This window comes from Blautia massiliensis (ex Durand et al. 2017) (genome assembly GCF_001487165.1).
Classification (GTDB): domain Bacteria; phylum Bacillota; class Clostridia; order Lachnospirales; family Lachnospiraceae; genus Blautia_A; species Blautia_A fusiformis.
Genome location: NZ_LN913006.1, coordinates 129,359 through 140,884, shown reverse-complemented (window position 1 = coordinate 140,884; position 11,526 = coordinate 129,359). Strand labels below are relative to the sequence as shown.

Here is an 11,526-nt window from a genome sequence, read left to right as displayed (position 1 = left end):
ACGCCCTCCACACAAAAGCCAATAACTAATGTGCGAAGGGCGATCATTCTCGCGGTACCACCTTCATTATCCGGAAAAAACATCTGTTATTCCCGTCTATCTCTTGTCCCTTAACGCGGGGTACGTGAAAACCTACACAGCAGCATCTGCATCTGTTCTGCATTTCTGCTTTCAGTTTCCCGGCTCCTAAGCTACCTTCTGCAGTCCTCCATCTGAAAATGCCTTTCAGCCTGCGCTTCTCTTGCGTCTGTGCATTTCTCTCTGTCAGCGTAGATCTGCATACTCCTCTTATTCAACACCTTTGCCATGTTCCTACTATAATGAAATTTTCTTTTTTTGTCAAGACAGAGGCCTTATTTCAAAACTAAAAATCAAAATAAAAAAGAATATCTCCACCGGTTATTTTTTCCAATGGAGATATTTTTTTATCTATCTTTCTTTTATTGTTTTGTACTCCTTCTCAATGCCTGCGATCAGTGTTTTCATTGTATATTCCAGAATTTCATTTCCGAATGCTTCCGATGATTCTCGGACCGGATGACGTCCTGCAATACCGATCAGATTACTCTCATCTTCTTTTACCTGTCCAAAGTCAACCAGTTCCGGCCGAACAGCCATTACAATAGATGTCTCATTTGCTCCGGCATGATCATTCTGATATTTCAGTCTCTCATCATCCGCATAGGTCCATGCTGTCATAATGCACAGTCCGTATTTTTCTTCTGCCTCTTCCTTCATTTCCTGAAATGCATTTGTTGACGGACCGTGTCCATGTCCCACAACGATGCGGACTCCTGCTCTGGAAAGCTGTGCAAAAATACTGCGCAACAGATCCTGAAACAGTCCCTTTTCCATCCAGTAAGCACTGCCCTTCATCTGCTGGGCACAATAAGTATTCAGTGCGCCCTCTGTATTGATATCCATTCCATAAAATACAGTTCCCCGATCATCAAATAAACGGTCAGGTCCCATGAACAGCATCGGAAGCACTACACCACCGACCTTTTCTGCCACCCGGACAAACAGTTCTTTTGACTGGATCCCGTCAGCTCCAAGAGGCATATGCGGACCATGCCATTCCAGTGTGCCAAGTGGCAGATAGGCAACCGGCATCTCCTTTATCCTCTGTACACATTCTTCCGGAAGTAATTCCTCGTATAATACTTTTTTCATGCTCGTCTCCTCCTTATCCTTTTACCGCTCCGGCAATTACTCCCTGTATGATCCATTTCTGGCAGACCATATAGAAAATAACGATTGGTATGATCGCCAACACCAGCATAGCCATCATAAGTCCCAGATCGATAGAGCCATATCCTCCTCTAAGATACTGGATCGCTACAGAGATCGTTTTGTATTCAGAGCCAATTACAAGATATGGAAGCAGATAGTCGTTCCAGATCCACATGGCATTCAGGATCGCAACTGTCATGACGGTAGGACGTATCACAGGAAGCACGACATTAAAGTAGATTTTCATAATAGAACAACCATCGATCATTGCCGCTTCTTCCAAAGAAACCGGGATTGATTTGATAAAACCTGTAAACATAAACACTGACAAGCCGGCGCCAAATCCTACATAGATAAACACAATGCCGATCAGATTGTCCAGCTTAAACATATTTGACACTTTAACAAGAGTAAACATAACCATCTGGAACGGTACGATCATTGCAAAAGCGAACAGATAATACAGTACCTTTGTAAAATGACTTTTTACACGTACCAGATACCATGCTGTCATCGAAGTCAGCAGAACAATAAGGACCACAGATGCTACAGTTATAAATAAAGTAATAAAAAATGCCTGTATAAAACCAGTCTTGATCAGACCCTCTCCATAATTCGCCATTTTTACAAAGGAGTCAGCATTAGGAAGTGCAAACGGTGTACTGTTGATATACAGCTTGCTCTTAAAGGAATTCATAAATACAATAATGATCGGGGCAATAAATAAAACCGAGATCACTGTAAGAATTACGATCATTGCTATTTCGCTTTTCTTGTTTTTCATCAGCTTTCAACCTCCTTACGCCGTGTGACAACAAGCTGCGTTACTGAGATTGCAGCTACGATCAGCAAGAACAGCACCGCTTTTGCCTGTCCTATTCCCTCATATCCCATCCTGTTGTAGAATGAATTATAGATGTCCAGTGCAACCAGCGAAGTTGATTTTCCCGGAAGTCCTGCTGTCAGAGCAAGGTTTAAGTCGAACATTTTAAATGCATTTGTCGTTGTCATAAACAGACAGATCGTAATTGCAGGCATGATCAGAGGCAGGATGATCTTTGTAACCATCTGTCTCCGGTTTACTCCATCGATAAGAGCCGCTTCCTTTACATCCTCTGAAATATTCTGGATAGCCGCAATGTAAATAACCATCATATATCCGATCATCTGCCAGTTCATGGCGATCACCATTCCCCAGAATCCGTATGAGGCCTTCACAGTAAGCGTTGTTTTGAAAAAAGCAAGAACACCATTGATGATCAGCTGCCAGATATAACCAAGTACGATTCCGCCCAGGAGATTTGGCATAAATATAACTGTTCGAAAAATATTTGTTCCACGGAGCTTTCTCGACAGCACATAGGCCAGTGCAAAAGCGATCAGATTGATAGTCACAAGATTTACAAGCACAAATTTAACGGTAAACCAGAGAGAAGCCAGGAAATCCTTATCCTGGAATGCAACTATATAATTGCTCAGTCCAACCCACTGTGCATCTGCCACAGTCGTAAATTTAGTAAATGAAAGATAAATTCCCAGTATAAATGGAATAATAAATGCAACTGTAAATGCGATCAGTGTTGGCAGTACCAATATCACAAATCTCTTTTTAAAAGCTTTTTCCATCTTTTACAAACCCTCTCTTTTATTACACAGGGCAGAAACATTTCTGTCTCTGCCCATGCTCTTCTACTATTGTGCGATCAGAGCTTTCTCCGATGCCCAGCAGTCGATTGTCTTCTTCACTACATCATCCCATTCCATACTTCCCTGTGCATACTCAAGAAGATAGCTTCCAAGCTGGTTTTTAAATTCCTGGCTCGGGAATGTTGCAAAATCCCAGTTGACCGTGTATAAAGAATCATCGTTCATATAAGTCAGCATATCCTGTACAAGCGGGTTATCCGGTCTTTCATCCTCTCCAAATGTGGTAAACGGAGGAATCATTCCAAGGATTCCATTACAGTATGCTTTTCCGCTGTCACTGTTGAACAGCCACTCAAGGAACTTCTGAGAAGCTTTCTGGTCAGCTTCATTAGCCTTGCTGTTTACACAGATATAGTTTTCTGTTCCAACACAGAGTCCCTGTTTTTCTTCTCCCTCTACTCCTGTGTAGATTGGAAGGAACTTAATATCATCCTCTTTGACTACGTTTCCATCCAGGTCATAGATCATTGCCCATCCCCAGTTTCCATTCTGGATCATAGCCACATCGCCCATTGCAAATTCTGCCATGGATTCCTCAACATTTTTAGCACCGACCATAGTTGGCTCTGTACATGAATTGTTCAGATAAAGATCAAAAATATTTTTGAAATTCTTATTGTATGTAAATTTGATCTCATCCAGATTATCTACGTCATCATCTTTATACTCATAGTAGATCGGAAGATTCATAAGATGTGTCTGCCAGCGCCAGTCTTCTCCAGGAGCAAATGAAGTAGATCCGAAAACTCCCTGGATTCCAAGATCATCTTTATGCTTTGTCATATCCTCTACTACAGTTTTAAGTGTGTCGAAATTTTTGATCTCTTTTGTATCTGAAATATCAACGGCTTTATCCGGAAGTGCAAAATACTTCTTCATAATTGCATCATTGTAGATGATTCCATATCCTTCTACCGCATACGGTATAGCATATACGCCATCTCCGTCTGTGATCGCCATATCTTTGTCAGTCAGCCATTCATAAATCTGGGAATCCTTCAGATCAGCACAGTAATCTTTCCAGGTCTGATAGCCGATCGGTCCGTTAACATTGAAAAGTGTCGGCATTTCTTTTTTGGAAAGCTCGGATTTTAATGTCTGCTCATAGGTTCCGCTTCCTGCCGTAACTACTTTCATATTGATTCCGGTTTCTTTTGTAAAGCTTCCTGCTACTTCTTCCCATTCAGCGGAAAGCTCAGATTTAAAATTCAGGAAATATACAGAGCCTGTATCTTCTTCGTCTGTATCTTTTTTGGCTGTATCTTCCTTGACGGTATCTTCTTTGGCGGTGTCTCCTCCGGAATTGCCAGTATTTCCGGCTGTTCCGCATCCTGCAAGAGTCAGCAGTGACATTGATGCCGCAATACCAGCGGCAATTAATTTTTTCGCTTTCATATTTTTCCTCCTATTTTTCATAATGACCAGGAATCCCCACACTGTCACGGATCTGCAGCAGATATTCATTTTCCTTTTCATCACATGGTCTCTCGACTCCATCCTGTAGATACAGCATGCCGTTTATGATACTTTTTGCCTGATATTCTACCGGCTGACTGATCGTAGACAGTGAGGGCGTTATGCGTTCCGAAAACGGAATACCGTCAAACGAAACTACAGATACGTCCTCCGGAATTCTGTAACCATGCTTCATGATCCAGGACATTACCTCTATCGCAACTTCATCGCTAAAACAAAACAATGCCGTTGGCAGCTTCTGAGGTACAAATATCTTCTCTATCACAGAAATCAGACTGCTTTTTTCATAGTCTCCATGGATCTGACCGATCAGGGACTCTTCTTGATCCAGCTGCATCTGCTTTACAGCTCTTAAAAATCCCCGTTTCCTTGCAATAAGGAAGCTGTCGTCCATTTCGTCAATGCAAAAGATGCCCCCTATCCTTCTGTGGCCAAGCTGGGCAAGATAGCATATGGTCTCATAGACAGAGCTTTCATTTTTTTCCATGATATTCAAACGCATTTCCGGTGACTGCATATGACAGACTTTAATCCTAAAATGTTCTTTTATATACGCTTCCTCTTCCCGTGAGAGCAGAAAAAGGCTAAAGCAGACTTCGATTCCTCTGATCTCCAGTTCTCTTAATGCTTCCAGTTTTTCCTCAAATCCTGAATTGCAATAACGGATAATACAGCCATATCCCATCTTACATGCAAACTCATTCAGATACCGAAACAACAGAAGCTGATACTGATTAATGTAGTTTGTCATTATAAAGCCGAACAGTTTTGACTTCTTACCAGCCAGATACTGTGCGTGAACGCTGGGATTATAATTGTACTTTCTGATGGTATCTACCACTCTTTTCTGCAGCTTCTCGCTGACTGGTTTGGAACGGTTGATAACACGGGAAACTGTAGCGATCGAACACCCGCTTTTTTTCGCGATAAATTTAATATCTATATTTGCCATATTTAAAATTCCTCCGGAAGAATTCTATGGTTACATTTTATAGGAAAACGTTTACATTTCAATTGTGAAATACTTACAAAATTAGCTTCAGGCAGATCATGGTCATCCCAGTCTTTCAGGATATTCATTACAAAACTGCCTGCATACAGGGAAATATGTAAAATTCCTGTATGCAGGCAGTCTTATCATTTCATTATTTTATTCCACGCTCTTCAGTGACTCTACCATATTGATCTTTTTCAGCTTAAAATGCATCACCATATTTACAAACATGGAGAATCCGAAGGTAATGAGCCCACTGTAGACAAAGCTTATTGGCTTGATATTTCTTCCGAACATCACCGCATCTACCTCAACGGTTGTGATCACATAACGGTGGAGGAAGATTCCGAACACTGCGCCTGCCAGAATCCCTATGAAGGACAGCAGGATATTTTCCCGGAATACATACTGGGAAACTTCGCCATCATAAAATCCCAGGACCTTCAATGTTGCAAGCTCTCTCTGACGCTCTGTGATATTGATGTTGTTCAGATTATACAGTACCACAAATGCCAGCATTCCGGCAGAAATGATCAGGACCCAGATCACCGCTCCGAGGGATCCCAGCATTCGCTCTACCTGACCTGCTGTGCTGCTTGTATAGCTGATACTTAAAGCTGCCGGATATTTCAGGATTGCATTTCCAAGAGTTTCCAGATCACTCTCTGCATCCTCTTTCATAGTATATACTGTACTTGAATATTCCGGTTTCTCTCCGAATGTTTTTTCATAACAGGGTGGGGTCATGTAAACGTAATGTCCCATATAGTTCTCCGTGACAGCAGTGATCTTTACTTTATATTTTCTGTTGTCTTTCTCCAGGGTAATCTCGTCTCCTGTTTTCACACCGATAAGAGAAGCCGTTTTTTCACAGATCACCGCTCCATCATCGGTAAGCTCATACTGCTCGTGGGACTTTCTGTCACGTAACGTTACATCCTCTTTAAAATTTTCCGTATTTTCCGGAACATACACATAGATACTGACACTTCCCTTTTCTTTTGGTGCCGTCATCTTGGTGAGCTGCACACGGGTATAGTGATCGATCTCGCTGTTTCCGTCCAGGAATTTCAGAAGATCCTTTTCCTGGCTGTCTGTGGCATCCTCATCATTGATCACCATGGCATCATAGTGCTGGATCTGGTCATATTGGAGAATCGCAATATCCATAATGGAGTCATAAAGTCCGAATCCTACAAGCATCAGTCCCATGCTTCCTGCAATTCCGAAAATGGTCATAAAAAGACGCTTTTTATAACGGAAAAGATTTCGCATGGACGATTTCCAGGAAAAGCTCAGATGCTTCCAGATAAAGCTAATCCGTTCAATAAGGATCCGTTTTCCTTCTTTCGGTGCAGGCGGACGCATCAGAGATGCCGGTGTTTCTGCCAGGGTCTTTGCGCAGGAAAACAGTGTAGCGCCCATAGTACAGATCACCGCTGCCCCGGAAGCGATCAGTGCATATTGTAACTCATAATCCAGCTGCATGTGATCGCCAATATTCCAGTACATGATTCCATACGCCTGGATAATGATAAACGGAAGAACCTTTTCTCCGAAAAGTACTCCTGCGATACTTCCACCTACTGTAGCCAGAAATGCGTAGCTGAGATACTTGGATGCAATGGATGCTTTTCCGTATCCTAGCGCTTTCATGGTTCCGATCTGGGTTCGCTGTTCCTCCACCATTCGTGTCATCGTGGTAAGACTGATCAGAGCCGCTACAAGGAAGAATATCATCGGAAAAACCTTTCCGATGTTTTTCAGTCGCTCTGCGTTATCACCAAAATCCGAATATTCTGGAAGGTCATTGCGGTCCGTGACGATCCACTCCGGTGTTTCAATATCATCCACCTCTTTCTGGGCATCCTCGATCTTCTGCTGGGCTTCCGCAATTTTGTCATCGGCTTCTTTTTTGCCGTCCTGATATTCTTTCTTTCCATCGGAAAGCTTCTTTTTGGCGTCCTCCAGGTCTTTTTTGGCGTCTTTTAATTTCTGTTCATTTTCCCGGATCTCTTTTTCACCATCCAGGAGCTTCTGTTCATTTGCATCCAGTTCTGCCTGACTGCTGGTAAGCTTTTCTGTGTTGGCCTGGATCTCTGCCTGACCGGCATTTAACTGGGCCTGTTTTTCCTCCAGCTGCTGCCGCCCTGAGCTGAGCTGAGCTCTGGCCGAATCCAGCTGGCTCTGGCCATCATCCAGAGTTGCCTGGTTTGCCGCAATTTCTTCTTTTGCCGCTGAAAGCTCAGCTTTCTTTGTTTCCAGCTCTTTTTTCCCTTTATCCAGTTCTTCCTGGCCTGCGTTCAGCTGTGCTTCTGTCTGGGAAAGTGTCTCTTCCTGTTCCTTGATCTGGCTGAAGCCCTCATTGATCTGACCAAGGCTGCTCTCCAAGGTAGCTCTTGTCTGGGCCAGCTCTGATTTTTTTGCAGTAAGCTCTGCCTGCGCCCCGTCGATCTGTGCCTGACCGGCATTTATCTGTTCTTCCATTGCACTGATCTGACCATTTAAAGTCTGGATCTGCGTGGAAAGCTCCGCCAGCTCTTCCTCGGTTTTTCCTGCTTCCGCACCAGCATCATACTGCGCCTGCAGCTCCGCCGCCTGACTGCTTAATGCCTCTTTCTGACTGGTCAGTTCATCCAGCTGTGCCTGCTGCCCGGAAAGGGCTTCTTCACTGGAACTGATCTGGGATTCGCCCTCGGAAACCTGTACAAGTCCTGCCTCACACTGTTCTTTCTGACCGGTGAGAGCAGCCTTTGTTTCTTTGATCGTATTCTTTCCCTTTTCCAACTGTTCTCTTCCACTGTCAAGCTCAGCCTGTTTGCTTTCCAGTGTTTTTTCCGCTTCCCGGAGCTGGGCCTCGCCGTCACTTACCTGCTGTTTTGCGGCAGTCAGCTGTTCATATCCGGCAGTCAGCTCTGCCTGCTTCTCATTTATCTGTGCTTCGGAGTCGGCAAGCTGGGATCTGGCAGCATTTAACTGGGACAGACCGTCTTCCACCTGCTGTTTTGCGCTGTTAAGCTGAGACCATCCATCTTCAATCTGCTTTCTTCCGTCAGCAAGCTGCTGTTTTCCATCGGTCAGCTCCTTTTTTGCATCACTGAGCTGCTGTTTTCCATCTTCGTACTCTTTTTTTCCATCCTCATACTTCTTCTTCCCATCATCCAGCTTTTTCTTCGCGTCGCCAAGCTTTTCCTCGGATTCCTTCTTTCCGTCCTCAAGCTCTTTTCTGGCATCATCCAGTTTTTCATTGGCTTCTGCGACGATCTCATCGTAGCGCAGGCTGCACTGTTCTTTTTCGATGCCTTCCACACGCTTCTGTATTTTCCTGATAAGATTGTCGTAAGCATCGGTATAGCTGATCACATCCCCGGATTCATGGACCATAATATAGATCTGGGTAAAAGCTTCCTGTTCAAAATCCTCAGGAAGAATGTATCCGAAGCCGCTGACCTCACCGGATCCAAGAGTCGTATTTCCTCTGTTAAATGAAATATAAAGAGGGCTGCTTCCGATTCCCACAACTGTATAGGTTGTTTTTTTCAGAAGCTCACTGTCTCCATCCTCACTGACAGATATGGTATCCCCGATTTTATACCCCCGATTCTTTGCAAATGGCTTGTCCAGAAAAATCTCGCCGCTTTTTTCCGGTATCCTTCCTTCATCTGCTGTAAGTAGATTAAAATTGCTGCTGATAGATTCCAGATGAAGAACCTTCCTGGCATCGTCCTCTCCACTCATAACATCCGTAGAGTAACCGCCTTCAGCCAGTTCCACACCGTCAATGTCCGATACTGCTTTTACATCACGCTGCGTCAGTCCCAGCGTTCCCTGGATCTTCAGATCCATCAGCTTTGCCGCTTCATAATAGGCATCTCCGGAATATCTCATATCCGGAGAAGACGCCTGGATCCCGGAAAAAAATGCAACACCCAGTGCCACGATCAGAAAGATCGAGATAAAACGAGCTTTACTTTTCCGGATCTCCATCCAGAAATCTTTGTGTAATGCTTTCATTCCGTCACCTACCATTCAATCTCTTCCACTGGTGTGGGATGTGCATTTTCAGTCATCCTGGAAACCTTGCCGTTTTTGATCTTGATCACACGGTCAGCCATAGGTGTCAATGCAGAGTTGTGAGTAATGACAATAACCGTCATGCCCCGTTCCCTGCAGGTATCCTGAAGGAGCTTCAGGATTGCCTTGCCGGTCTGATAATCCAACGCTCCTGTAGGTTCATCACAGAGCAGAAGCTTTGGATTCTTCGCCAGCGCTCTGGCTATGGAAACTCTCTGCTGCTCACCGCCGGATAACTGTGCCGGAAAATTGGTCAGTCTCTCCTTCAGCCCTACTTCCTCCAGAACTGTCCTGGCATCCAGAGGATCCTTACAGATCTGAAGAGCAAGCTCCACATTCTCCAATGCAGTCAGATTTGGCACCAGATTATAAAACTGGAATACAAATCCAATATCCTCCCGCCGGTATCCGGTCAGCTGCCGGTCTGTATATTTTGCAATATTTTTTCCATCGATCCAGACATTGCCGGATGTGGCCTTATCCATTCCGCCCAGGATATTCAGCACCGTTGTCTTTCCGGCACCGCTTGGTCCTACCACAACCACAAATTCTCCTTTTTTTATCCGGAAGCTGATCTCATCCACAGCTATGATCTTCACTTCTTTTGAGCCATAGATTTTGGATACCTTCTCCAGCTTCACATATTCTTCCGTATGCTCCATTTCCACCCCTCCTCTTTACTCTCTATATGATTTCAGGGGGCTTTTATCTGCCCCCTTTTAATTCTCTCACTCACGTATCACAGCTGTAGAAAAATGTTTTCGGCTGTGATCGAATATTATCAATAACTATATTTATAAGTATATCGGTTCTTAATTCAAAATGCAATTTCTACTTATATTTTACAAAGATTTTTCATTCCTGCGCATTTGTATTTTACATTTCTTTTCTATAATACAGACAGATAAAGGAAATCAATATTATGGCTGACTGTTGCTGACAACAGCAGAAGTATAATTCCAGCAAAACAGGAGGAATGGATTATGTATAAAGTACTGTGGAATCACTTAGATCAAAATTTAAAAAAGGCCCCTGCGCCAGCTGTTTTTCTTGCACTTTTGACAGCTGGATGGAGTGTAGCCGGAATTCTTGCAGGATTACTTGTTTGTCTGGAACTTCAGACAGAACTGATGGTGAAGCTGACTGTGATCTTATGTGCCGGTGGATACGCCGGACTGATTCCCGGTTTCTTCGGTGGGATCTTTTATCTTTACCGAATGGATCTTCGGAAACCTTCTGCGGGTCCTGCAGCTGATCTGGCAGCTGAAGCGGAAAAAGCTTCTGCCGATCCTGCTTCATTGATCTATTTTCACAATAATTGACAAAAAAGCAGAACTCTGCCTGGTTGTACAGGGTTCTGCTTTTTTTATTGAATATGTGTATTAAGTTTGATTACTTTCTTATGGAATCCGCAAGCTTTTTTGCTTCTGCTGTCAGTTCTCTTATTTTGTCAAATTCTCCTGCCTTCACAAGATCTCCTTTTACCATCCAGCTTCCGCCGCAGCAGAGGATTTTGTCACAGGAAAGATAGTCCTCAAGGTTTTTCGCATTGATCCCGCCGGTAGGCATAAAACGGATTCCTGTATAAGGAGCTGCCATAGCCTTGATCATTGAAATTCCGCCTGCCGGTTCTGCCGGGAAGAATTTTACTACCTTAAGACCTCTTTTCACTGCCTGCGCAACCTCAGATGGTGTGATACATCCCGGAAAAACAGGAATGTCTTTTTCCAGACAATAGTCTACGATCTTAGGATCAAAGCCCGGGCTTACGATAAATTTTGCTCCGGCGCCAACAGCCGCGTCTACCTGTTCTGTTGTAAGTACGGTACCTGCTCCCACAAGCATTTCCGGGAACTGCTCTGCCATGAGACGGATAGACTCTTCTGCTGCTTCTGTGCGGAATGTCACCTCTGCACATGGAAGGCCGCCCTCAACCAGAGCCTTCGCCAACGGTACTGCATCTTTTGTATCTTCCAGCACTACAACCGGAACCACACAAAATTTCTGAAATTTTTCTGCTATCTCTTTCATCTGAATTTCCC

The 11,526-nt window shown here is 43.9% G+C and carries 9 protein-coding genes; 1 reads left to right on the top strand and 8 read right to left on the bottom strand.

The annotated features are described in order from the left end of the window. Positions 1-429 precede the first annotated feature (429 nt). From BN3261_RS01630 to BN3261_RS01600, 7 genes are all read right to left on the bottom strand, one after another. Complete coding sequence (locus BN3261_RS01630; protein ID WP_059085324.1) at positions 430-1,173, bottom strand: creatininase family protein; 744 nt, start codon at positions 1,171-1,173, stop codon at positions 430-432. A 13-nt stretch (positions 1,174-1,186) separates the two neighbouring features. Further along, positions 1,187-2,017, bottom strand: coding sequence for a carbohydrate ABC transporter permease (locus BN3261_RS01625; RefSeq protein WP_059085323.1), 831 nt, complete (start codon positions 2,015-2,017; stop codon positions 1,187-1,189). After that, the gene (locus tag BN3261_RS01620) at positions 2,017-2,859 is read right to left on the bottom strand and encodes a carbohydrate ABC transporter permease (RefSeq protein WP_059085322.1); all 843 of its coding nucleotides are present in this window, start codon (positions 2,857-2,859) and stop codon (positions 2,017-2,019) included. The genes BN3261_RS01625 and BN3261_RS01620 overlap by 1 nt, the downstream gene beginning before the upstream one ends. A 66-nt stretch (positions 2,860-2,925) precedes the next feature. Next, positions 2,926-4,335, bottom strand: a complete 1,410-nt coding sequence (locus BN3261_RS01615; RefSeq protein WP_059085321.1) for an ABC transporter substrate-binding protein — start codon at positions 4,333-4,335, stop codon at positions 2,926-2,928. 10 nt (positions 4,336-4,345) lie between these two features. Then, positions 4,346-5,368, bottom strand: coding sequence for a LacI family DNA-binding transcriptional regulator (locus tag BN3261_RS01610; protein WP_059085320.1), 1,023 nt, complete (start codon positions 5,366-5,368; stop codon positions 4,346-4,348). A gap of 198 nt (positions 5,369-5,566) precedes the next feature. Next, a complete protein-coding gene (locus BN3261_RS01605) occupies positions 5,567-9,424 on the bottom strand; it encodes an FtsX-like permease family protein (RefSeq protein WP_235812328.1) in 3,858 nt (1,285 codons plus the stop codon). A gap of 8 nt (positions 9,425-9,432) precedes the next feature. Beyond that, the gene (locus tag BN3261_RS01600) at positions 9,433-10,146 is read right to left on the bottom strand and encodes an ABC transporter ATP-binding protein (RefSeq protein WP_059085318.1); all 714 of its coding nucleotides are present in this window, start codon (positions 10,144-10,146) and stop codon (positions 9,433-9,435) included. A gap of 321 nt (positions 10,147-10,467) precedes the next feature. Between BN3261_RS01600 and BN3261_RS01595 the strand changes: the two genes are divergently transcribed. Continuing rightward, the gene (locus BN3261_RS01595) at positions 10,468-10,806 is read left to right on the top strand and encodes a hypothetical protein (RefSeq protein WP_059085317.1); all 339 of its coding nucleotides are present in this window, start codon (positions 10,468-10,470) and stop codon (positions 10,804-10,806) included. A gap of 70 nt (positions 10,807-10,876) precedes the next feature. On the opposite strand, the gene BN3261_RS01590 is transcribed toward BN3261_RS01595, so the two are convergent. Continuing rightward, positions 10,877-11,515: a bifunctional 4-hydroxy-2-oxoglutarate aldolase/2-dehydro-3-deoxy-phosphogluconate aldolase gene (locus tag BN3261_RS01590; RefSeq protein ID WP_059085316.1), complete on the bottom strand. Its 639-nt coding sequence runs from the start codon at positions 11,513-11,515 to the stop codon at positions 10,877-10,879. Between the last annotated feature and the right edge of the window lie 11 nt (positions 11,516-11,526).

What these genes read in the sequence shown, in the direction of transcription:
- BN3261_RS01610 (WP_059085320.1), bottom strand. Translation starts at nt 5,368, where the DNA reads ATGGCAAATATAGATATTAAATTTATCGCGAAAAAAAGCGGGTGTTCG.
- BN3261_RS01605 (WP_235812328.1), bottom strand. Translation starts at nt 9,424, where the DNA reads ATGAAAGCATTACACAAAGATTTCTGGATGGAGATCCGGAAAAGTAAA.
- BN3261_RS01590 (WP_059085316.1), bottom strand. Translation starts at nt 11,515, where the DNA reads ATGAAAGAGATAGCAGAAAAATTTCAGAAATTTTGTGTGGTTCCGGTT.
- BN3261_RS01620 (WP_059085322.1), bottom strand. Translation starts at nt 2,859, where the DNA reads ATGGAAAAAGCTTTTAAAAAGAGATTTGTGATATTGGTACTGCCAACA.
- BN3261_RS01630 (WP_059085324.1), bottom strand. Translation starts at nt 1,173, where the DNA reads ATGAAAAAAGTATTATACGAGGAATTACTTCCGGAAGAATGTGTACAG.
- BN3261_RS01615 (WP_059085321.1), bottom strand. Translation starts at nt 4,335, where the DNA reads ATGAAAGCGAAAAAATTAATTGCCGCTGGTATTGCGGCATCAATGTCA.
- BN3261_RS01595 (WP_059085317.1), top strand. Translation starts at nt 10,468, where the DNA reads ATGTATAAAGTACTGTGGAATCACTTAGATCAAAATTTAAAAAAGGCC.
- BN3261_RS01625 (WP_059085323.1), bottom strand. Translation starts at nt 2,017, where the DNA reads ATGAAAAACAAGAAAAGCGAAATAGCAATGATCGTAATTCTTACAGTG.
- BN3261_RS01600 (WP_059085318.1), bottom strand. Translation starts at nt 10,146, where the DNA reads ATGGAGCATACGGAAGAATATGTGAAGCTGGAGAAGGTATCCAAAATC.